This is a genomic window from Shewanella sp. 30m-14, assembly GCF_052977125.1.
The window spans coordinates 1-23,485 of the sequence record NZ_JBRILW010000018.1 but is presented as its reverse complement, the minus strand read 5'-3'; the positions used below and the strand labels follow the sequence as shown (position 1 = coordinate 23,485).

At 44.9% G+C, this 23,485-nt stretch carries 19 protein-coding genes; 7 read left to right on the top strand and 12 right to left on the bottom strand.

Going from position 1 to position 23,485, the window contains the following annotated elements:
• Positions 1-76: 76 nt before the first annotated feature.
• Positions 77-685 (bottom strand): outer membrane beta-barrel protein, encoded by a 609-nt coding sequence (locus ACVBIU_RS13780; RefSeq protein WP_447162563.1) that lies wholly within the window; start codon positions 683-685, stop codon positions 77-79.
• A 242-nt stretch (positions 686-927) separates the two neighbouring features.
• Here ACVBIU_RS13780 and ACVBIU_RS13775 point away from each other — a divergent pair, with 242 nt between their 5' ends.
• From ACVBIU_RS13775 to ACVBIU_RS13755, 5 genes are all read left to right on the top strand, one after another.
• A complete protein-coding gene (locus ACVBIU_RS13775) occupies positions 928-2,274 on the top strand; it encodes an esterase/lipase family protein (protein WP_447164011.1) in 1,347 nt (448 codons plus the stop codon).
• Positions 2,275-2,521: 247 nt separating this feature from the next.
• On the top strand, positions 2,522-3,415 hold the full coding sequence (locus ACVBIU_RS13770; RefSeq protein ID WP_447162565.1) for a virulence protein: 894 nt from the start codon (positions 2,522-2,524) through the stop codon (positions 3,413-3,415).
• Between the two features lie 69 nt (positions 3,416-3,484).
• Positions 3,485-4,393: an alpha/beta fold hydrolase gene (locus tag ACVBIU_RS13765; protein ID WP_447164010.1), complete on the top strand. Its 909-nt coding sequence runs from the start codon at positions 3,485-3,487 to the stop codon at positions 4,391-4,393.
• Positions 4,390-5,691 (top strand): DUF4056 domain-containing protein, encoded by a 1,302-nt coding sequence (locus ACVBIU_RS13760; protein WP_447164009.1) that lies wholly within the window; start codon positions 4,390-4,392, stop codon positions 5,689-5,691. The genes ACVBIU_RS13765 and ACVBIU_RS13760 overlap by 4 nt, the downstream gene beginning before the upstream one ends.
• Positions 5,688-6,992: a BamA/TamA family outer membrane protein gene (locus tag ACVBIU_RS13755; RefSeq protein WP_447164008.1), complete on the top strand. Its 1,305-nt coding sequence runs from the start codon at positions 5,688-5,690 to the stop codon at positions 6,990-6,992. Before ACVBIU_RS13760 ends, ACVBIU_RS13755 begins: the two co-directional genes overlap by 4 nt.
• Positions 6,993-7,298: 306 nt before the next feature.
• Here the strand turns inward: ACVBIU_RS13755 and ACVBIU_RS13750 are convergent, their stop codons facing one another.
• The 5 genes from ACVBIU_RS13750 to ACVBIU_RS13730 form a co-directional block, all read right to left on the bottom strand.
• Positions 7,299-8,042: a cupin domain-containing protein gene (locus ACVBIU_RS13750; RefSeq protein ID WP_447164007.1), complete on the bottom strand. Its 744-nt coding sequence runs from the start codon at positions 8,040-8,042 to the stop codon at positions 7,299-7,301.
• A 176-nt stretch (positions 8,043-8,218) separates the two neighbouring features.
• The gene (locus ACVBIU_RS13745; protein ID WP_447164006.1) at positions 8,219-9,322 is read right to left on the bottom strand and encodes a DcaP family trimeric outer membrane transporter; all 1,104 of its coding nucleotides are present in this window, start codon (positions 9,320-9,322) and stop codon (positions 8,219-8,221) included.
• A 273-nt stretch (positions 9,323-9,595) separates the two neighbouring features.
• Positions 9,596-10,738: a hypothetical protein gene (locus tag ACVBIU_RS13740; protein ID WP_447162579.1), complete on the bottom strand. Its 1,143-nt coding sequence runs from the start codon at positions 10,736-10,738 to the stop codon at positions 9,596-9,598.
• Positions 10,739-10,783: 45 nt separating this feature from the next.
• On the bottom strand, positions 10,784-11,152 hold the full coding sequence (locus ACVBIU_RS13735; RefSeq protein WP_012279024.1) for a cytochrome c3 family protein: 369 nt from the start codon (positions 11,150-11,152) through the stop codon (positions 10,784-10,786).
• Positions 11,153-11,163: 11 nt separating this feature from the next.
• Complete coding sequence (locus ACVBIU_RS13730) at positions 11,164-12,675, bottom strand: flavocytochrome c (RefSeq protein ID WP_447164005.1); 1,512 nt, start codon at positions 12,673-12,675, stop codon at positions 11,164-11,166.
• A gap of 342 nt (positions 12,676-13,017) precedes the next feature.
• Here ACVBIU_RS13730 and ACVBIU_RS13725 point away from each other — a divergent pair, with 342 nt between their 5' ends.
• Positions 13,018-13,809 (top strand): TetR/AcrR family transcriptional regulator, encoded by a 792-nt coding sequence (locus tag ACVBIU_RS13725; protein WP_447164004.1) that lies wholly within the window; start codon positions 13,018-13,020, stop codon positions 13,807-13,809.
• Between the two features lie 238 nt (positions 13,810-14,047).
• Positions 14,048-15,139: a branched-chain amino acid aminotransferase gene (locus tag ACVBIU_RS13720; protein WP_447164003.1), complete on the top strand. Its 1,092-nt coding sequence runs from the start codon at positions 14,048-14,050 to the stop codon at positions 15,137-15,139.
• A 193-nt stretch (positions 15,140-15,332) separates the two neighbouring features.
• Here the strand turns inward: ACVBIU_RS13720 and ACVBIU_RS13715 are convergent, their stop codons facing one another.
• The 6 genes from ACVBIU_RS13715 to ACVBIU_RS13690 all read right to left on the bottom strand — a co-directional run bounded on the left by ACVBIU_RS13715 (position 15,333) and on the right by ACVBIU_RS13690 (position 22,965).
• A complete protein-coding gene (locus ACVBIU_RS13715; RefSeq protein ID WP_447162151.1) occupies positions 15,333-15,737 on the bottom strand; it encodes a hypothetical protein in 405 nt (134 codons plus the stop codon).
• A 329-nt stretch (positions 15,738-16,066) separates the two neighbouring features.
• The gene (locus ACVBIU_RS13710) at positions 16,067-17,005 is read right to left on the bottom strand and encodes an acyltransferase (RefSeq protein WP_447164002.1); all 939 of its coding nucleotides are present in this window, start codon (positions 17,003-17,005) and stop codon (positions 16,067-16,069) included.
• Positions 17,006-17,012: 7 nt separating this feature from the next.
• Positions 17,013-17,918 (bottom strand): acyltransferase, encoded by a 906-nt coding sequence (locus ACVBIU_RS13705; protein WP_447164001.1) that lies wholly within the window; start codon positions 17,916-17,918, stop codon positions 17,013-17,015.
• A gap of 210 nt (positions 17,919-18,128) precedes the next feature.
• A complete protein-coding gene (locus tag ACVBIU_RS13700; protein ID WP_447164000.1) occupies positions 18,129-19,652 on the bottom strand; it encodes an EAL domain-containing protein in 1,524 nt (507 codons plus the stop codon).
• Between the two features lie 457 nt (positions 19,653-20,109).
• Positions 20,110-21,630, bottom strand: coding sequence for a YifB family Mg chelatase-like AAA ATPase (locus ACVBIU_RS13695; RefSeq protein WP_447163999.1), 1,521 nt, complete (start codon positions 21,628-21,630; stop codon positions 20,110-20,112).
• 456 nt (positions 21,631-22,086) lie between these two features.
• Positions 22,087-22,965 carry a TIR domain-containing protein gene (locus ACVBIU_RS13690; RefSeq protein WP_447163998.1) on the bottom strand — a complete coding sequence of 293 codons (879 nt, stop codon included), beginning with the start codon at positions 22,963-22,965 and terminating at the stop codon, positions 22,087-22,089.
• Positions 22,966-23,485 lie beyond the last annotated feature (520 nt).

Sequence of the window (23,485 nt, the reverse complement as noted above, 5' to 3'; positions counted from 1 at the left end):
GCACATAGCATAAGGCCGCCAACTCAGTGAGTTGGCGGCCTTATTGTGTTAACAGAGCTGCTTATACTGTTGGGTATTAGAAGCGGTAGTCAACAGCCATATATAGTTGCTGGCTATCATTTAGAGAAGCGGATTCAGTAGAGCCAATGTTCATTGGCGTAGGTGTTGGTGACGTTACGCTAGCATCGTAATCTTGCTTCAGGTAACGGTAGCCAACTTCTGCGCTTAGTTGGTCATTAATCTTATACATTAGACCGGTTTGACCACCCCAGACGAAGCGGTTATCTGAGCTAACTGCATTTGTTTCAGGGCTGATGTGGTTAACACCGGCTGTTGCACCAATAAACCAGTTCAGTTTATTGCTGTCACCTAGGCCCACTAAGTAGTCATAAGACATTAAAAAGCTTTGCTGACGGCTAAAGTCATCTGAATTATAAGAGTAAGTACCATAAATACGGTTAGCATCATTTAAGTAAACACCCGCTCTTGCTTCATAAATGACATTGTTTTCGGTTTCTTTAAAGTGTTCAGCGTTAAAACCAGGGTCTACGTTTGCTTGGCTAGAACCTTTGTAAGAGTTTTGCTGGGCGCCAACACCGCCACCTATGAACCAGTCTGCAGCCATAGTCGGTGCCGAAATTGCAGTTGCCATTACAGACGCTAAGATAAGTGATTTAGTTTTCATGTTGTGCTCCCACACTAGGTCAAATTGTTTAGGTGTTGCGTTTTGTTGGACACATCATAGGGGAGGCTAGCTGAATAATAACTGAATGATATTAGCAAAGGTTGTTGTTGAGTGTTTTGATATATAGAAACTGAACGCAGCCTGTTAAGCTGTTGAAAATAATTAATTAGCTAATTTGTACTATGTAAATAAGTCGAAGTCTTTTGTCATCTAATGGCAAGTTAAACCCTATCGAGGTCACAATGGAACTGGTCTTTGTTCATGGATGGAGTGTTACCAATACAGACACTTACGCGCAGTTGCCCCAAGCATTAGCCAAGCTGATGGCGGATGATATTAACCTCACGATTCGCCATGTTCACCTTGGGCGTTATATCAGCTTTGATGATGAAGTTCGTTTAACTGATATCGCCAAAGCATTTAATGCTGCGCGAACAGAGTTACTTAGCGATAAGCAGTTTGCAGTGATCACCCACTCTACGGGAGCGCCTGTTATACGCCAGTGGCTAAAGATGTTTTACAGCGGTGACAAGCTTGCCAACTGTCCTCTAACTCATTTGATTATGTTAGCCCCAGCCAACCATGGCTCAGCGCTTGCTCAGCTGGGTAAATCACGACTGGGGCGCATCAAAAGCTTTTTTTCTGGTGTAGAGCCGGGGCAGCAGATCTTAGATTGGTTGGAGCTGGGCAGTAATGGCCAACACCAATTGAATTTGCACTGGCTTGAAAATTCTAGCCTCGAAGGTCCGTTGCCATTTGTGTTAACAGGCGACACTATCGATGCTGAATTTTATGATTACCTCAACAGTTATACTTCAGAATTGGGCTCAGATGGAGTGGTACGAGTCGCCTCAGCCAACCTTAATTTTAGCCATTTACTGTTAGAGCAAACGGCGCAAACCTGTGATGGTTTTGACTCTCGCTGCGTCGCCACGTTGCAGTTAATCAAGCATACTCAGCCTAGACATAATACTGCTTTTGAAGTGATAAAAAATGCCAGCCACAGCGGCAGTAACAAAGGCATTATGGGCTCTATAAGCCGCCGAAATGCAAGCAAAAAACCAGTGGTTCAGCGCATAAAACAGTGCTTAATGGTCACTAATCAATTGCAATATCAACAACTCGCAGATGAGATGCGCCTCGCTAATCGTTTAGTTAAACGTAAATTACGTGCCTGCATGCTGGTGGTGCGAGTGATTGATGATACAGGCTTGCCTGTAGAGGATTTCGATATCATCTTGCTATCAGGATCGGATTTTTTACCGGGCAACTTCAAACGTGGTTTTATGCTTGATAAGCAGAAAAACCATAATAATAACCATGTGCTGACTCTATATGTCGACGCCGATAAAGTGGCTAAAGTGAATGGTGGAAAGATAGGCATTAGGGTCGAGCCAAGGCCCAATAATGGCGTGTGTTATTACCGCAGCGTTGAATTTCATTCCGATCCTGGCCAAGTACAAAACTTGCTAAAGGCTGACCAAACCACCATGGTTGATATCATATTAAAGCGTCAAATCAGCCCAAATACATTTACCATCATACCGCCTGAGCAAGGGGGAGGTTTTTCCCATTTAGTCGACAATTAACAATCATTTTTGCTCACTATTTAACAGAATAAATTCAGATTAGTTTTTAGTTGGTTAACACGTTATGATCTCTTTTTGTTTTGAGTATTTACTCTAAATATTAATGTTAATGGAGACTGTTTCAGATTGAATTCAGCTTGATGGGTAATAATTAACCTACGTTATTTATCTCCTGCCAATGAGTTCAGCGATAACCTCTGTTTAGATACTTAACATCGACTATTTTATTTTAAGGTTCAATCTATACATGCTTAAAATTACTACTATTTTGACAGCACTTTCAGTGCTGTTTTTTGTTTCTCCAGTTCTATCACAGTCAATTGAACGAGAGCCGCTAGAGGCGCGCTACGACAGAACATTCCCAATCTGGGCGCAGGAGGCGATGGATTTAGGTCATGAGTTGCCTAAGCCTTACGGCTTCTCAGTCAATTACATGACGATGGATCAACCGCTAGTCGTCGATTCTGTCGGTTTTACCGGGCTAGGCGGTTTAGATGAGATGCTCAGTATTAAGGGCAGTGAAGCGGTGCAAGATTCAGAAACCCTGACCTTGAGGGGCGATGTGTGGGTGCTGCCATTCTTAAACCTTTACGGTGTGATTGGCCACACTAAAGGTAGCAGCGTGGCAAATGTCCAGCTAGAGGCTGACTTGTCTTCAGTATTGCCGCCGAGTTACTGCAAAATTAGACCTTGTAATGTAAGCAGTGAACCATTTGATTTTATACTGGATTTTAAGGGAACGACCTATGGAGTAGGTGGCACCATTGTCGGTGGTATCGACAACTGGTTTGCACTACTTGACGTTAATTACACCAACACCAACTTGAATATCCTTGACGGTGAAATCAGCAGTATTGTGGTGTCTCCTCGCGCGGGTTATCGCACCAGCTACAACAACCATGACATCCAAATCTGGGTTGGTGCCATGTATCAAAACGTAGAGCAAACATTTAGCGGTTACTTACGTGATATCGGCTTTCCGCTTGGTGATGCCAAATTTGAGGTTAACCAGCATCTTGAAGATAAGTGGAACGGCTTGATTGGTGGTCAGGTTGGCTTGACTAAGAACGTTGATTTATTGATGGAATTTGGTATTGGTACCCGTAGTAGCTTCATGATGAGCTTAGGCTACCGTTTTTAAGTGAGCGTAAGCAGTTCATTGTTAAGAGCTAATCGTTCTTTGAGTAGTACAAAATGTTGGAGTAAGAGTATGCGCGCTATTTTTATGTTGATATTGACGTTAATGCTTGGTGGCTGCTCGGCTGTTGATATTATCGATTCTCGTGAGAAAGCCGCGTTGCAAACGGCAGGCTTTGAGCAAAATAAAATGATGCTCAAAGAGGGCGGTGAGCTCAATTATTGGCAGGCCGGTGAGGGGAAAATCATATTATTAATTCATGGTTTTGGCGGTTCTGCGGTAACCAGTTGGCAACAGGTAATGCTCGATCTCAGTAATGATTATCGAGTCATTGCTCCTGATCTTGCTTGGTTTGGTGAGTCAGTGAGTCAAGGGGCACCTAGCCTTGCGACTCAGACCAAGGCTGTTATGCAGCTAATAGCGATGCTAGATCTCGATAAGGTCAATGTTGTTGGGATCTCCTACGGTGGCTTTGTGACGTTCGATTTGATGATCAACGAACCTAAGGTGGATAAAGCCATATTGCTGGCAAGTCCTGGGGTGCTGTTTTCTGACAGCGATCTATCGCAGATGAATCAGCGTTTTGACGTGGCAGATCCAAGCGAGATCTTTGTGCCTGAAACGCCCAAGCAGATGCGGCGCTTGCTCGATGCTACCTTCGTCGATTTTCCCAGGTACCCCGGATTTATCGATTCGAGTATTTATGACAAGTACTTTGCACGTCATCTAGATGAGAAGCGCGCGCTTATCGAGGGGCTGCCCGCAGATAGAGATCGAATTGCTGCCAATATAGCCGTCGACTCGCTACCTCCTAGTGTGTTGATTTGGGGCGAGCATGACATTGTTTTCCCGCTCAGTTCAGGTATTCAATTGGCTGACTACTTAAGCGCTCCGATAGTGGTGATCCCACAGGGCGCCCATGGGATCAGTAATGACTATCCTGAGATTGTCAGTCAAACCATTAAGGCATTTGTACAATGATGAGCCGTTTATTCATCCGTGGGGCCGCGAGTACTATCGCTATTTTTGTCCTTGGCGCATGTAGCAGCAGCGACTGGCAAGTACGCGCGCTGCCCAGTGATATTGCAATCGAAGCGGCATTAGACAGTGAGCCAGACTTAAACCTACTGCATGCAATCGAGCTGCAAGAGCTGCCTTTAGTGCGCATCCCCGAGGCGGTGCGTCCTTGCTGCGCCTTTGGTAATGCACAAAAGGTGACTGTAGGCCCTATACCTGTGCCTTTTTTTCGCTACGCCAATACCTTAGCCGTCGATAAAGTGGGCCCACACGCCTATGAGGCGGGTACTTTTAGCTATCAAAAAGATGCGCCCGATGGTAGCCGTGGTACTGAAAACAATGGCCAGATGTATACGCTGCAAGGCGGCTTTATTGATTTGGCCCATGTACGCGACACGGCTGACAATGCTATCGCGCTGTTTTACCGCATCTATCCAAAACTTGGGCAGCAGCAAAGCATTACGCTACCTGATGAGATTGGTCCTAGAACGATTGAGCTAAGCGAGTTTGATATTGCTCAGTTGAGTCCGCGTCAGCGTTGGGAAACCGCAGGGGCAATAGCGGTGAGACTGGCTTACTTTATGGCTGAAGCCCATGAGGTCGCTCAGTGGCATGGTTATCGTAGTTGGGCGCCTTGGTCCGAAACGGTATCGGCCTACTCACCAGAAGATCTCTACTCCAATATGCTTGGAGCTAAAATTGCTTTAGCGCTGATTAATAATAATCTAGCGATGAATAAAGAGCTGTATAACCAGCATATGACTCAATGGTTAGCGGCTACGCTTAATTGGCTTGAGCCGGTTTCTATTAAGCAAACCAATGCGCTATTTGATGTGATTGATGGCCACTGGTGGGACTCACAGCAGCCATTACCGAGTAAGTTTATGCTGCTAAAACGTCATTATAAATTAGGCGATCAGCAGTCGCCTTTCTTAGTGCCTAAATCGTTGGCTGAGCCCCATGCTAAATGGAGTGAAGTCGAGGAGTTGTTTGCGTCCGAGCATCAAGCACACAACTTATCATTAAGCCGCACCGTTCACGGTATTGATATTGATAAGGTTGCGCAGCAAAAGCTGATTGTTGCTGACAAATTTAAGCACAGTTTTGAGCATATTCCTGCAAAGCTGTGGCAAGACGGTTTTACTCAAGCTGATTTCTACCAAATTAGCCAATATAACCAAGTGCAAGATGAAATAGAACTACGCCAACATCTGCAGCTAGATGATGCGAACGAGGCTGCTGTACCTATGGAGCCCAAATGAAGCGCAATGGCTTGAGCAAGGGGCGATTGAGTCGCTTGAATAAAACCTTACTGATGAGCAGAACCTCTGCTCTGGCGGCCTTTTTGGTTTGTATCAGCACGCCAGCGTGGGCTGACGTTGCTGTTAACGATGTCACTGTTACAGCTAATGACACAGCTGTGGATGAAGTCGTAGCGGATGAAGTTGCAGGGAATGAAACGACGGTTATCAAAGAGGGCGAAGCTGATGAAAAAGCGTCGCAAGGTTGGTTAGAAGACTTCTTGCAAACGCTGGGCGCAGATGGTGAATTTGATCCAGACAAACTGATCGACTTTAGCTACTTGCCGGGACCATTTTATAACCCTGAGATGGATTTAGGTGTTGGGATCTCGGCGGTCGGCTTATATCAATATGATCCCGATGACGAAGTCAGTCAGCTGTCTTCATTGGTGATCAATGGTCTCGCCTCAACTAATGGTGCATTAGGTGTGGCGGTTGCTAACAAGACCTTTATCAATCAAGACCAGCAGCGTTTTTACCTCAATGCCGAAGTCTTCGATGCGCCAGATGTTTTTTACGGTGTGGGTTATGACACTAATCATCAAGAGATTAATCGCGTCGAGTTTAACCAGCGGATTATCTCGATTAACCCTATGTTCTTGCAGCGAATGAGCCCCACGAGCTTTGTCGGTGTTGGCTTTGATTTTAACTACGCCGATGCCAGTAAAATTAATGTATTAGACTCGAATGTCGATACAGACATTCTTGATGAAAGCTCCCGCAGCGTCGGTGTGAACCTGCTACTTAATCATGACAGTCGAGACAATGTATTAAACCCGCAGTCGGGGCGTATCTTAGAAATTGATGCCACCTTCTATCGTCAGTATTTAGGCAGTAAAACAGATTTTGATGTCTACAACGCCTTGTATAGCGAATACATGCAGACCGGTCGTGATGAAGATATCTTGGCCTGGCAAGTGCGTGGTCGCTTTACCAGTGGAGATGTGCCATGGGATCAACTATCCAAAGCGGGAGGCGGCGATCTGCTTCGCGGTTATACATCGGGGCGTTACCGCGATAAACAGCTGCTGATGACGCAAGTGGAGTATCGGCTTAATCTGCCAGGGCGTCATGGCATGGTGTTTTGGGGCGGTGCAGGTGTGATTGCTGATGACATCAGCGAGTTTGATGGCAATAAAATCCTACCCAATGGTGGTATAGGCTATCGCTTCGAGGTTAAACCTAGAGTCAATTTAAGATTAGACATGGCCTGGGGTGATGGTGATACAGGCTTTTATTTTAACGTCAATGAAGCGTTTTAATACAGTGGAGTGGAAAAGCAAAAGGGCTCATTTGAGTAATGCCGCTCACTTAAGGAAGTAAAACTGATAAAAATCGCTGACTTCGAAAGATAAGAGTGGACCACATCACACAAAGGACGCGAAGAGCACGAAGAAAAGCCACCCGGGCTTTTCTTTTCTCCGTGTCCTCGGCGTAGTAAGCGAAGTGAGCGCTTGGTGGTTTATAGCTTTTAAAGAAAAGAACCCAGCTTATGCTGGGTTCTTAGTTTTTGTTTATTAATTAGGTTTGAGCCTAACTTGCCACTCATTTCTAACTGCTAACACTTCTTACTTTTTGAAGATAGCTTCGTTAGTACCGTATGGGCCTAAGTTTAGGTCACGCTTACGGATCTCATCTACGCGGTCGAAGGCTTCTTCAGCTACACGTAGGTTTTTAACGTCTTTACGCCAGTAGTACTTAAAGCCGTTAAAGTGAGCGTTGTTTGGGTACCAGTACATTACACCTAGGCCTTTTTCAGACATGATAGGAGTGTTGTGGATAGTCGCACCAGGAATGTAGAAGTACTGGCCTGTGCCTAGCTTCCTGAACTGGTTATCGGCCAGAGTTTGACCTTCACCGTTTACCACGTAATAACACTCAGGCTGACCATGGAAGTGCGGCGCGTGGTCTGATTTACCACCGTCGGTGATACCAATGACCACAGGGCTATCTGACAGTTCTTTCCAGATATAACCTACTGGTGACTTTGACTTATCGCAGTCTTGAATTTCTAATACGTTGCCATCGTCATCTAATGACTTACAAAATTGCTGATCGGCAGCGATGCTGCTATTTGACTTAATGGTTCTAAAGTCAATTTCACCTGCTTCCCATGCTGCGATATACGCTTCAACTTCTGGGTTGCTACACTGCTCTGGCATGGTGTCCTGTGGCGAGTAGGGGGTGCTGTCGTATGGGACTGGCGTCATCTGCTGGTATGGCAGTTGGGCGTGATCACACTGTGGGCCTTGGGCAAATGCGGCTGTAGAAGTTAGCGCGGCAATACCGAACATCATTTTTAGTTTCATCATTCTTATCCTGTTTTTTAGCTGATGCAGCTAAAGCTGCGATATTGTGCTCGTTTTAACGGGCTTGAACTAACAATAAAGTGATAATTGCTGCGTAAAGTTGAAATGGATCACGCAGCATTTTAAGCAGCAAACTTATTCGTGAGCTCGGTCGCGAATAATCTTTCCTTTACTGCGTTTTAGATATGAAATTGCAAACTCAATTGGGCGTAATTAGACGCGCCTTTTGCGGCAGCGATATCTTCATAAGGGCTGATACCATCATCAATCTGATAACGGCCCAATTCAAAACCTAGCTCTAGCACAGGGGTAAGATTTGTGAATAAATTCACCCCTGCATGGAAACGGTTAGTCTGCTCCTCTTCGGTGATAGTGTGGCCGTAGAAAAGGCTTGAACGAGTGCGCTCAGTCCAGAAGTGGCGATAAGCAAACATGGCCGAGGTGGTGGTTTCTATCTCGCCGTTAATCATATCTCTAGCCGCATCAGTGCCGACATAGCGGCCTAGGTTGCCGTAGTGAAGTTGCAGGCGAATATCGTCTTTACCAAAGGTTTTGAGCTTGGCGGCCAGTGACACGCCAGCGCCAAGTTGGGCCGTGTCTTGTGGGTCTAAATAACGCACTAAGCTTGCTACAGAGACATTGCCCCAGGCGCCTTTTTGATTGAAACGGATCACCGCATCGGGAATATAATCATTGCTGGTATCGACCCATTCTTTATCCGCTTGAGTACTATTTGTGTGAGTACTACTGGCTTGAGTGCCGCCAGCTTTAGTGCCATAGGTGTATGGGTTTTCTAGTGCAAATTGCCAGTTCCCCTTGCTATAGCGCACTAAAGTTTGGCGCACCATCGCCTGGCCCACTAAGGGCCCACCTAAATCTGCCGTTTCGGCAAAGGCGCTGGTATTGACCATGGTTGACCAGGTTTGGCCAGCTGTGAAGTCTTGATAGTTGATATAGGCGTGGCGTAAGCGCGGGCTATAGGAATTAGAAAAAGCCGCATTACCTTGAGCCGAACCTGAGAAATCAATCTCAGCAAAACCATAAACTTCGCCGTGTGTTATCCCAACATTGAAGCGGCTTTCAGCGGCGCTAAATTGAGTTCTTTTGGCTGAGTCGGTGACACGACCACCGCCAGTCCAACTGTCTTGAAAGGCAATGTTGCCATCCACATAACGTGCGTTGGCCTTTAGGAATCCACCGAAGTGGTACTCACTGGCCATCAATGACGAGGAGAAGCCGCCAATAAAACAGATACAGATTGAAAGTTTTGTCATCGATTTCATAGTTATTTCTTGTAGGGAAGGGGTAAAAAAGCCCTAGTATTTTTTATATAAAAAGGGCGTGATCCATCGCGGCGACAGTAAGCAGGGATACTGTACCGGTCCAATAGTTGGGTGAATCTAATAGGTAAATGGGGTGACAAAAGCGAAGTGAGAGCAGCTTCGCTTTTGTCGGTAACGCTAATTAATACGGTTAGCTATGCTAATAATCTCTGCGTGTTCCTGTGCTCGGATTGTTAGTCAGTACTAACACCATTGCTGAACGATTAGCTGCGATTAGAAGTAGTAACCGAAGTTAATATTCACGCGCTTGTCCCAGCTATCGCCCATTTCAGGAAGACCCACGTGATCGTTGTTCGCGGTAGAGAAGGTCATGTTCTTACCCATAACAAAATCGACCATGGTGTAAGTTGGGCCAGCTGAAATCGCACAACCAGTCACGTTTTGCATGCTGTTGTCGTAGCTATCGTCATCAACATCGGGTGTCATTAAACCAAAATCGTTGTAGCACTTAACGCTGCCCCAATCGGTCGCAAATGTCTTAGCGATGTTAGCGCTATAAGACTGGCCTTTAGAGGCGATCTCATACTGCCAGCTCACAACAGACACCGCGATCTTGTTAGCATCAACAGCGTCAGCGGCATCGTATTCGTATTGCATCGCTTGCAGTTGCAAGTTCCAGCCTTTATAGCTGCTGTCTAAGTGCAGCGCGACAGCGTAACGATCACCGTTGTTACCGGTATTGCTGTTATAGATCTGACCGTACTGTGCAGAGCCACCAAAAGTGGTTTGGCCGCCTTCGTGCTCAGCGGTGTACGTCTGGCGCACGTTGAACTGGTTAGTCTCTTCGTTATAGTAAGTGATACCGCTGGCTGCAATTGTGCCGCTGTAGATATCAGTCGAATAACGTTTGTTTTCAGACGGACCATATTCAGCACTCTTATAGAAAGCTAAATCGGTGTGCCAGCCATTCTTTTCGTAAACCGCCTTGATACCTGTGTCATGGTCGTCTTCAAAACCTAAGTAATAAGGAATGCCAAACCAGTAGCTGTTTGAGATGAAGTCCGGGTTACCAAATGGCACCTTGTTGATCCCCAGTTGTAGTTGCCAGTCTGGGTCTACGTCGTAGTAAGCGTAACCGTACTTGATGTAGTTAGTGCCAGAGGTAAAACGGTATTCAGCCGATAAACCCCAGTCACCATGCTTACCATCAAACTTGATCGCTGCCATATCAAAGTAAAAGTCACCGCCTTTATCTTTGTTAGCTTCGTCATAGTCACGGTAGGCGTAGTTAACACGCACAGCACCGCCTAGCTTGATACCGTCTTCAGTTTGCTCAGCAGCATAAGCTGAAGCACCTGAAAGTGCGATTGCTGTAGCCACCATCGACAACATAAACTTAGTGGTTTTTTTCATCATCATTCCCTATTGCTATTTTTAGATTTTGTAAATCAATTAATCGAATTACATCTCTTCAAACCAAGTACGGTGGCACTCTGTACAAACTGGTGCTTTTTTCTCGTGCTCGGCATGACATGCAAGGCAGCTTGCACCTTGGTTATAGTGCAGTGACTTGTGAGGATGCGCTTCAGGAATGGCTAGCTTGCTTTCATCGACAGGGATGCTGTTAATGTCGCCATGACACTCAACGCAGGCTGCGTCAGTTGCGTTTTTCTTACCTGAACCTTGGTGGCAAGTTTGGCAACCATCTTGATAGATAAATTCGTGGTTTACGCGTCCTTCAGTCTTGCCTTTCATCTTGACTAGCTCGCCAGCCATCACGTTGCTAGATAGAGCAAGGCCAAGTAGTGCGCTTAGTAATAACTTGTTCATTTGATGGCTCCTTAAAGATCAGCTTTGATGGTTTCAGACACTACGATACCCATGACTAGACACTCTAGGCAGGATGTAGAACTCAAACGGGCTTCACCGTGGATACCACCTGTTACTTCACCTATTGCGTATAGGTTCTTGATCGGCTCCATAGAGCGGCCATCAATGACGCGAGCGCCTAAATCGGTTTTTAGACCACCCATGCAGTAGTGCACTTTTGGCCAAATACGTGACACAACAAATGGGCCTGTTAGCTCTTCTGCCGTATCCATCTTGCGATTGAATAGCGGGTCTTTACGCTCACTCACGTGCTTGTTGTATTCAACAATGCTGCGCTTAAGCTCTGCGGCTGGAATATCGAACTTAGCGGCGATCTCATCTAATGAGTCGACCTTCCACGCCATCTTGTCGCGGATGGCACGTACAACACGGTCATCTTTGGCGTAGTTGTTGTAGTTGAAGAACACTACTGGGTACGCTGGGCTACCATCAGCGTTGCGGTTTTTCATGATGGCTTCAGAGCAGGTCTTACGGTCTGCACGTTCATCCATAAAGCGCTTGCCGTTGAGCACGCTAATCGCCACACCTTGGTGCCAGCCGATAGATAGTAAGGCGTTTGACCAACCAAATCCGCCTTCATCTGGAGAACCCCAGTGGCCCGTTTGGATAAGGTTCATGTGTACAGGTAGTGCGCCGTAAGCCATCGCCGTCAGGGTGACTTCGCCTGTTGCGCCCATTGCATTAGTGCAATCTAGTGTTGGGTCTAGAGATGGATCAACCGCTTCACGTAGCGCCATGTTGCGCGCGAAGCCGCCGTTAGCGAGCACTACGGCCTTGTTAGCTTTAACAAAAATGGTGCTACCGGTTTTTAGATCGGGGAAGCGGTAGTTCTTACGCACTTTTACGCCAATAATCTTCTGGCCTTCCATGATGAAGTCTTCGATATAGTGCTGTAGACGGTAATCAACGCCTTCTTTTACACCGGCTTCATATAGCTTGGTGGTGATGTCACCGCCAGTACCGTGTTGAGTACGAATAGCGCGAGCTTTATTGTGGCCGCCCACCTGGATATTAAAGCCATCGCGGAACTTAACGCCTGTGTCGATACAAAGATCATAGGCATCTAAAGAACGGTTAGCGATAAGACGCAGTGCAGGCTCGTTTTGCATGCCGCGGCCAGAGATAATCTGATCTTTTACTAGTTCTTCAGGAGAGTCGTCATTGACGCCTTGCGCTAACTGGATAGGGTTCTTAGGAATAGCCAACCAACCACCGTTGATAGCAGAGTTACCGCCAATCACTTGCATCTTTTCTAAAACAAGTACCGAACCTAAGCCTTGACGCTTAGCATTTAGGGCTGCAGAAAGACCGGCAAAGCCAGAACCGACAACAATGACATCAACGCTTTCATCCCAGTTAATCTCACCACAAGTCTTAGCTTGTACGGTACCGGGTAATGTTGCCGCTAAACTGCCAACTGCTGCGCCAGCACTTAGCTTTAAAAAGTTTCTTCTACCTTGCATTTTGTAATTCTCTCAATGGGAATGAGCTAAAGATAAACGCAAGTTCGCTTGTTAAAGGTGAACTAAGTCACGCCATTTTTTCAGTGACAAATTTATTCGTGAGGCAGATCTCGAAGATCTTTTCTCTTAAAATAGGATGCGGTTATAACGCTATAAAAATGTGAACTCAATTCCATATAGGGTTACAAGTTATTGCACTAATGTTTGTATGACGTGACTCACAAAGCCTACCAATAAAGGAGTATTAGCGTGAACTGAATCCCGATTAGGGAAGAGATATCTATAATCTGTAATTGTTACAAGCGCATAATCGCCTTAATTCGAGATACAGGTTTTTTATAGATGAAATGTCCCACTGAAGCGCTGCCTATGATGCGTTGCAATCAAATACTTGACGCGGCTGAACAGCTCATAGAATCGCAAGGTATTGTGTCGTTTAAGTTCTCGCAACTCGCGAAGGAAGTGGGCTGTTCGACAGGGACACTGTACAAGTTTTTTGAGCGAAAAGAGGATGTTTTGGTTTGCCTTTTTTTACGCAGTGCGACCTCTAATCACCTACCGATATTTATTAACAAATATCCGGATTTAACGGCTCAAGAAAAAGTGCTGTTACCGATTTTGTTTACATTTGAAACCATCAAACGCAGCAAGAGTTTTTTTACTCTGCGTTCAGTTTCAGTCAATACCATGGTGTGGCAGTTAGCGAGTGACGAAAAAGTCGATCGCTTTAAAAAACGTATTAATGCATTTTGGGGCTGGTTTACCGACTCTCTCAATGAAGCCGTAGCAAGAGGTGAGCTTGATGCCACCCCCTTGCAGGTGAAAGAGCTCGTTCAAGGGATAACCTTTTACCTTACAGGCTCATTAACCCAGTTCGAAAGCCAATTGATTGCGCCTGAATACTTATCAAATCGTCGCGAGACCTGTTACCGCCACTTGGCAAGATTGATGGCGCAATATAAGTGGGTTAAGCCACTTACCCCTGAGCTTTTTGAGTCATTAGAGAATAGAAGTTCGAGCTTTTTTGATAAACATTATCGCGACCATATGAGCTGTAGCGCTTGCAGTGCCTTGACTAGCTCCTCGGTTAATAGCGAAGCACCCTGCTTACGCAAAAAAGAATGCGCAGCTTAAGTTTTTTAAAGCATCATAAAGAGTCCTCAAAAAAGAGGGCTTTTGCATTTATCCAATGGATAAAAGCTTGGTTTTTTTAGCGCTAAAATGCAGTTAAGCTCTGCTGGTGGCAATACATAAATCAGCCTCCCGTTAGGGTCTGATTTCGTGCCTGAAGATCCTGATGCTAGCCCCCGTTTTACTTGACTTTTTTATGACCACTGATAGGCTGCTCAATCAGTAATCAAGGTGGTATACAATGCAAATAACTTATAACTTAAAACCTGCGTTAGAGCGCCGTACCGAGCAATTTAAGCCTACAAGCAACGTTGGCTTCGGTAACCTAAGAACTGACCACATGTTTTTAATGGATTATCGCGATGGTGAGTGGCGAGATCCTAGAGTCGTTCCTTATGGCCCCTTTCAAGTCGCACCGGGCGCCATTGCGCTGCACTATGGTCAGTCGGTATTTGAGGGCGCAAAAGCCTTTCAACATGAAGACGGCGAAATCTACACTTTCCGAATTGATAAAAATGCCGAGCGACTTAATCGTTCGGCCGATATTCTTTGTATTCCCGCATTGCCTGAGCAGATGCAGATTGATGCGATCAACGCGTTGATCGATGTCGATCGTTTGTGGTTTCCAATGCAAGAGGGCGCTTGTCTGTATATCCGTCCGTTTATCTTCGCCACTGAAGATCGTTTATCGGTTAGCCCGAGTGAACAATACACCTTCTGCGTCATGCTAAGTCCAAGCGGCCCTTACTATAGCGACGGCTTTGATAAGGCGATTCGTTTGCTGATTAGCGAGCGTTTTCACCGTGCTGTTTCTGGTGGTACTGGCGCATCAAAGGCGGCAGGTAACTACGCGGCATCACTTAAGGCGGGTAAAGCTGCTGCAGAGTATGGTGCAGCGCAGGTGCTGTATCTGGATGCTAACAATAAGCAGATTGAAGAAGTGGGCGCGATGAACCACTTCCACGTGCTGAAAGATGGCAGCATTATTATCCCTAAATTTACCGACACTATCTTAAAGTCGATTACCTCACAGTCAATTCTCGATTTGGGCGAGTTACTGGGCTGCGACGTACGCCAAGAGACGGTGATGCTGGATAAGTTTATTAGTGACATCGAGTCAGGTGAGATTATTGAAGCAGGTGGCTTTGGTACTGCAGCCGTGGTCTCTCCAGTAGGCTCTTATATCTTTGAGGATAACCGCATCGTCACGGTTGGTGATGGCGAAGTAGGTGAGCACACTAAGCGAATTTATAAGGTGTTAACCGAGATCCAAAAAGGCCATATTCAAGGGCCTGAAGGCTGGGTGCAGCACGTAAAGCGTGTGCAAAGTTAACTAGATTAACTAGATCTAAAAAGGCTCCTAAATAGGAGCCTTTTTTGTTATTTTTAAAGCAATACTCATTAGTCTTATACAAATCAGTCTTATACAAATCAGTCTTATACAGATTGGGCTTGTACAAATTGGTATTGCACTGATTAGCATAAGACTACAATAGCCACCATATTATTTGGCGACAGCAGTTAATTTACAGCTCTACCGTGGCATTTACTTTTACAGCCTGGCGAGTGATGTTGTATGCCGTGGCAAAAAATTGATAGTCGTCTACACCGACCAATAACTCAGCAGGAACCCTAGTGCCATTGGCAGTATTTTTCATGGTGACTTGACTCATCTGTCCGTGAGTATTGACTACAAACGATACCTCATAAACTGCTTTATGCTTGCCAGTGTTGATATGAGTGTCTGTTGGGAGTAGTTGCTGCCAATCAATAAGCTTGTCTCTTGTTACCCAGTAGCGGGCCATATCACTACCACTGAGCTCAATAATTTGTTGGCGACTTTGATCTACGCCTTGAGTGGCGCAGGCGGTATTTACCAAAACGGATAAGAAAATGAACAACACACTGGCTAAATGATTCTTGTGATACATTTGGTTTCCCTTGTTGCATCAATGTTTAAAGTCGAGGTTAACTTATCCAGTTATTGGCTATAAATCCAGTCAATAATTTGACCGTGACTATTTTTCATTAGGGCTTTATAGGGCAATGTTGTTAATTGGTTTGGATAGGAAGGGAGTATATCTATCTGGGTAGAGGAACATACTGTTTTTACGCTCAATTATAGCGATATCGTTTTTATTGGTTTATGAGTATATTGCATTGGTATTATTGACGTTTTTGTGACTTGCAATTGATTTCAAAATAAAGAAAAGGCCGCATTTAAAATGCGGCCTGATTATTGATGGGCAGAAAATGATAGTTATTGTTTAGGCTTAACAACAATATGTTCGCTAGAGCTATTATGCTTAAGCATCAATTGGTGGATCTCTTCATCTTTCCTTTCCCAAAGTTCATTGAGCCAGCGTTGAAAGTCGACGCGGTAAGAAGCTTCAGAAAAATAACGCTTATTATCCACTTCAGGCACAGGTAGTACTTTTACGCGCACGACAATTTTCTTCATGCGGCCATGCATTACTTCATATAAGGCATCTTTTTTAAATACTTCGGGGTAAAGAACCGTCACGTCGAGGACATTGGTGAACTGCTCGCCCATTGCCGAAAGGGCAAAAGCAATCCCGCCTGCTTTGGGGCGTAATAGATAGCGGTAAGGCGAATCTTGGCGTGTATGCTTCTCTTCTGTAAAACGGCTGCCTTCAACATAGTTGATGATAGACGTGGGCATGGTTTTAAACTTTTCACAGGCTTTGCGAGTAGAGGCTAAATCCTTACCCTTGAGCTTAGGATTTTTCTTTAACTTAGCCGGGCTAGTACGGCTCATAAAGGGCATATCCAGTGCCCAGCAACCCAAGCCTAAGCACGGCACATACATAAGCTCTTTTTTAAGGAAAAACTTGAGCATGGGAATATGGTTACGTAACACATAAGTTTGCGCAGCAATATCAAAACCACTGAGGTGGTTACTGATCAGCAGATACCAACTCTTTTTGTCGAGATTCTCTAGCCCTTCTACATCCCATTCAATGTCGGCGAGTAGATATAAAATCCCTCCATTACAGGTAGCCCAGGCCCACATGAAGCGATTCATGATATGGGTTAAACCGTTACGAGCAGCGGTAAAAGGCAGTAGCAGCTTAATGATGCCACCTATGCTGATAAGTGATGCCCACAAAGCTGTATTAATGATCAATAACAGGGTACTTATAAAATATAAGATGGGTGCAGGTAAAAAGTTTAACATCTTGCTCTTATGCCTCTTCTCGGGTGTTTTCTGCTTGTGCTAATTGGGCTAGAACCTGATCTTTCTGCTGCCAGATAAGGTTTAACTCTTGCTGGAATTGAATTTTAAATTGACGGTCCTTGATATAATCACCGCGCAGTTCATCGCTAATATTATTAACCGTGATATGAACTCTAACTTCTTTGACTTGGCCACTAATGTACTCCCAGTAGGTTGGCACCTTGCCGGGGTAATAGATAGAAACGTCGACTAATTTATCAATATGCTCGCCCATTGCTGAAAGGGCAAAAGCCATTCCGCCAGCTTTAGGCTTAAGCAGGTGAGCAAAAGGTGAGTTCTGTTTGTTGTGCTTACTAGGATGGAAACGGGTACCCTCAACAAAGTTCATTACGCTGACAGGTTTGCTTTTGAACTTGGCGCAGGCCTTACGCGTGATCTCGATATCTTTGCCACGTAATTTAGGGTTTTTCTTTAATTGTGCGTTGCTATAACGACGCATAAATGGAAAGTCCAGCGCCCACCAGGCGAGCCCCAGTACAGGTACAAAGATCAATTCTTGTTTTAAGAAAAACTTCAAAAAGGGGATTTTACGGTTAAAAATTCGCTGCAAGATGAGGATATCTACCCAAGACTGGTGGTTAGCGATAACCATATACCACTCTTTGGTAGACAGCTCGCTATCACCTTCAATCGTGAGTTTGATCGGATGCAGTCGGTTTTCGATAAAGCCATTGACGCTGATCCAGGCGCTGGCACAAAAATCGAGGAAATAGGTGCAGCCCTTGCGAGTCACATTTAAAGGAATGAGCTTAAAAATGCTCATAATAAGAATTGGGGTGACCCAAAATAACGTGTTAATAAAATAACACAAGAAGGCAAAGCTTCCTCTAATGCGTGACACTATCGCGCCCATTAACAACCTCAAGAAAAAAATTGGAGACTTATAGTACTCGTTGTCAGGTTTGGTCTCAATCTAGATGTTAAATTTCGACGATTAACGGTGCAGTCTATTAGTATTTAGGGGACGTTTGTGATTAATTGTCAGCATGAGTGATGCTTGTTTATGAAAAGTCGTCACCAGTAAAGGTTAAGCCCCGGCAATGCCAGGGCTTAGATTTTTATATTAATGATTGAGAAGGTAAGATCTGAGTTCCGTTGCAGGTAAGGCTTTTGAGTAGAGCCAGCCTTGATGCAAATGAATCCCGAGCTTCTTAAGTTGCTCGGCTTGATCCTGGGTTTCAACTCCTTCAGCGATAAGAGCAATATTCATCTCTTTGGCGATGGCGACATAGGAGCGGATCAAAAACGGTTGATTATTTTCACTCGAGAGTATCTTGGTGAAGGCCTTATTAATCTTTAGGCAATCGAACTCCAATTGTTGAAGAAGTATACCGCCGCCGTAGCCTATGCCCACGTCATCTAACTTAATCCGACAGCCTAACTGTTTGCAGCCAGCGATAAATTCACGCATCGCCTGCCAGGATTCGATAGGCTGACGCTCTGTTAACTCAAAGCATAACTGATCAACCGGGTAACCATTATTGGCTAACTGTTGCAGGTAAGAGATTACCCGGCCTTGCTCTGTTTGCTTGGCGCTAATATTGATACTGCATCTAGCGATCTGATTACTTTTCAGTAACGATTTTAATTCACTGAGAGCCGTTTTTATCATCCATTGCGTCAGTTTTGGCATTATCGAGTCTTGCTCTAACATAGATATATAACTGCTGGTCTCTCGATGTTTAGTGCCTTTTGTGCGCCACCTTAATAGGGTTTCCACACCAAAAACACGTCCATTGTTAGTATCAATAATCGGCTGATAGGCAAGGTAAAAATCGCCTTGATTCGACGCAGACACAAAGCGACGGTGCCAATATAATTTAAATATGCGTTCGCGAAAGAGGTAGAGGATCCCCGCTAACAGCGAGGTTGGAATGAGTAATAACAGGAATATGATCAACCATAAGTGATTTCTAGCGGTTTCATTGGCGATTAAGGTGTACTTAAACTCAGAGTCTTTGGCTTGATATTCGATACTGGCAAACGGGTTGCAATCGGTATTACGGCTTACCCAATCATGGCCATTAACCTTGATATCGATGCCACCGCATATCTTGCAGTTAGTTAAAATAGTATTGATAGCATCAGCCGATTGTACTGGCACAAATATATGAGCAGTGCTGCTTGCCGCGCTGGCATAAATGGTTTTTTGTCTATTAAAGGTACGGTGATCTTCGCCATCAAACAGCGCTTGGCCGTCTATATCGCGGCTTAATAACCGACTTCCTTTAGGAACTGGCCAGCGGCCAATCGCCGAGCAAATAAGTTTTTCATCGTTAAACTTAACCCAGGGAACAGGTTGATCACTTTGTTCGAACAGCTTCTGTTTCAGCGAATTTATGGTTGCTTCAGAGCAGTGTGTTTCTTGCTCTTTATTGAGCATCGCTTGCACTTCTTTCATCTGCGTTTTTGCAGCGAGCAAGCGTGTTTGATACTCATTATCCAGTTGTACGGCCACTGCGGTAAGCTGGCGAGTGAGTTGGTAATGGCTTAAACCAAGAGACGTTGCCAGCAATGCGATCAAAATGAGCCCCGCAGCAAGGGATTTAACGGCATATTGACTGTTATATTTGAATTTACTTGGCATGGCTATGATTTACTAACTATAAGAAAATATTAAATAAAAGATGATAGCCATTAGCCTGTGATTAGCTGGTTGGGATGGTGAGCAAACAGCTAATTACTATTTTTCAGCTGCGTTATACAAGGTTGTTCTTGTAGGCACTAATGCTATAAAAGCGCTGGCTAAGTAGGATCTAAGTAAATAAATGTTTGCTACTTCAATATCATCGAGTTAACGAAGCTGGCGGAATTTACTGTAATCTGAGATGTGAATCAACTTATTTATGCAGATATTAACATGTATCTTATTTGTGCTTTTTTCAATCTATTGAGTTTATCAGTAAATATGGCAGTTACTCATATCAAGCTCAAAGCAGATCATTGGCTAAAGCCCACTGGCGTTAACTTTAACCGGTATAAAAATTAACGACTTATTATTTTAGTCTGGTAAACCTGTCGTGATTACCGCAAATAAACAGGGATTATTGCCTCGATAATGAGGCCAGTAACCTATCCATGGCGCGATACCCTAAGGCTTGCGCTATGTGAGAGCGGCTTACGTTAACTTCCTGCTGTAAATCGGCAATAGTACGGGCAACACGTTGTAAACGATGATAGCTGCGCACCGATAAGCCGAGTTGATTAACGCTTTGCTCTAAAAAAATCAGGTCTTTATCATCAAAGTTAGCATCTTGTTTTAGCTGCTTGCCCGACAGTTCACTGTTAAGCACCCCCGAGCGAGCAAGTTGTATCTCGCGGGCTTGTTGTACGCGTTTAGCTATCGTGGCACTGGTTTCGGCTTGGTTGTTGTGGCTATTGAGTGCACCTAATGGCAGTTTAGGCACGTCTATGGTTAAGTCGAAGCGGTCGATAAATGGGCCAGATAACTTAGAAAGGTAACGCAGGATCTGTTCATTACTGGATCTGCCATTGTCGCTATCACCGCAAGGGCTAGGGTTCATCGCGGCAATTAACTGAAATCGGCTAGCAAAAGTCAGCTTTGCTGCGGCTCTTGAAATACTCACTTCTCCTGTCTCCATAGGTTCGCGTAAACAATCGAGCACTTTTCTTGGGAACTCCGCCACCTCATCAAGAAAGAGCACGCCTCGATGAGCTAACGAAATCTCACCGGGTTTGGGCTGAGCACCACCGCCGACCAAAGAGATAGCTGAGCAGGTGTGGTGTGGGCTTCTAAAGGGACGTTGATAAAAGCTATCAGGCTTAATATTATGCCCTGCAACAGAGTGAATCGCAGCGACCTCTAAGGCCTCGTTATACGCTAAGTGCGGCAGCAGCTGCATCATGCGACTGGCAAGCATGGTTTTACCTGTGCCAGGTGGCCCCAGCATCAATAAGTTATGATTGCCCGCCGCTGCGATTTCAAGCGCTTGCTTTGCTTGATGTTGACCAACGACTTCACTCATACAAGATAGCGGTTCAGTTTTATCTTGTGTCAGCCATTCAAGGTTAAGGTCGATACTGGGCAGTTGTGATTGGCCGTGCAGGTAGGCGACGAGAGATTGTAAATGGGTAGCAAATAGCACCTTTTCAAAGCCGACAAGTTCGGCATCCTCACGGTTATCAACGGGAAGAACTAAGGTGGTGTTTTGTTTGCTGGCATCGACGATGACAGGCAGCAAGCCTTGGCAATAGCGAACATGGCCAGAGAGCGCCAGTTCACCGACAAACTCATGTTGCTCGATAGATTTGAGTGGAATTTGTTTTGAGGCGGCGAGTATGCCGATGGCGATAGGTAGATCGTAGCGGCCACCATGTTTGGGTAGATCCGCAGGGGCTAAGTTAACGGTGATGCGGCGCATGGGGAATTCAAAGCCGGCGTTGATAAGTGCGCTACGCACTCGTTCTTTGGCCTCTTTGACTGAAGCTTCGGGCAGTCCGACGAGGCTAAATGCTGGTAGTCCGTTGCTAAGGTGGACTTCGACTTGTACTGCAGGGGCTTGGACACCGAGGCTAGCGCGGGTGGCAACACAGGCGATGGGCATAAACAAATCCTTTTGTTTTATGAAGAGGTGGTTGTGGATAGGGAAATCCAATTTCCCCTTTGTTTTGGTTCTGTGTTTTGGTTCTGATTAAGTTTAGCAGTTATATGGGGTTTGTTTTTTATCTTAATAACTTGGGCTTGGAGTTAGACTTCGTCTAACAACTAACATCGTGGCGCTTCGCCCACACCCGAGCCAAGGGGGAAAGCGCTTGTCCCCCTTAGCGAACCCTCAGCGCCCCAGACGAAGTTGTTGATCCTCAGTCATTTTCGAAAATCGCTATCGCCTCAGAATCGCCATCCATGGCTCTACTGAGGCTACCTCGTCATCCATGACTCGTTCACGCGATTTATCTTTAATGACCCTCGGCAACTCCGAGGGGGAAGTGGTGTTTTCTGTGAGTTCTACAGAGATAGGTGGTTATGAGGTTCTAATTAACAGACGCTTTGCTCTTATTTGCTAATCTTCCCAGAATGGCTTGTCTTCAACTGTTTGCAGAGCTTGTGAATTTTTGGGTTTTTGTTGCTGTTGTGGTGGATAATATTGTGGCTTCGGAGCATTTATTTGGTCTAGACGCTCCTCGTTCTCTAATGCGTATTCCACTCCGTCAGGAGTTAGGGTATATGCGAACCATTCATTTCCATTCCAGTCAGACTCGATAATTTTTTCGATGAAACCAGCTCTTAGTAGTTTGATAACAGCTATATGCAGCTTTTGTTCTGCGATACCTACACATTTGCTTTCGAGCTGATGCATAGCAAAGGAGTCGTTAGTTGTTGCTGTAGATAATAATATGCTGATTACTTTAAGAGATATTTCATTAAGCTCATAAGTTTTATGGAGCTTGGGGTTATTGATAAAGTCTTTCACTTTTCTGTCAAAGTGGCCAAGCTTTTTCATTTGTTTTATGAATTGAGAGCATGCCGCATTTACTGCTGAATCGAGCTCGTTATCAGAACGGTTTGGATTATAATCTTGAGTATTAACGCCAAGGAGATCTGTCGGGAAATGAAGTTCTTCTCCTCTTGGTTTTAAGATAAAACATCGTTCTTGTCCTATCGCACCAATAAAAAGTCCTAGCTCAAATAATACGTTATCCCTAACAGTTGGTTTGTCTTTCCCACGCATAACTGTTAAATCATCAGGCGTAAAAATAAATAAGGCGAAATCAACATTATTAGCTTTTTCCGTCAGAGTTTGTAGAGTGGTTCCGCCGGGAACAAAGATCTGCGACCAGATTGTTGGCTCGGCCTTTCTATCCATGCAGGTGTTACAGGCTGACGCTACTTCATAGCTCTCCGAAGAGGAAGCAATAAAAATTCTTGGTAGACCACTCATTTTCTTATCTCAATTCACAGATGTATTTTGACTTTAGCATATGAGTGTTTGGTGACAAAACGTTTTAGGATTAATTGGTTAGCTTTATTTTGCTGTTAAAGCTCGAGCATCGAGGGTGAGTTAAACTCTAGTGTTCATTAGTAGTATGACTAAGCCAAAATATCCGCTTTTCTAACTTGGTGTAGATACGGCTGAAGCCTTTGATGGCATGGATGCCATCGTAGAGCTTACAAGGACGTACTTGCAGCGTGTTTCAGCAGTGTCTGCACATGCGCTGGCCGCAGGCCATTGGAACCACTGTTGTTGGAAGATACATCAAACTTAGCCTAAGAATTGGTGAATCAAAGGTTCATCGATGTAGATTTAAAGCCTGCGTTAGTTTCACGCCAATGGAACCCTCAACCTCTGCACATGCGCTGGCCGCAGGCCATTGGAACCACTGATGTTGGAAGATACATCAAACTTAGCCTAAGAATTGGTGAATCAAAGGTTCATCGATGTAGATTTAAAGCCTGCGTTA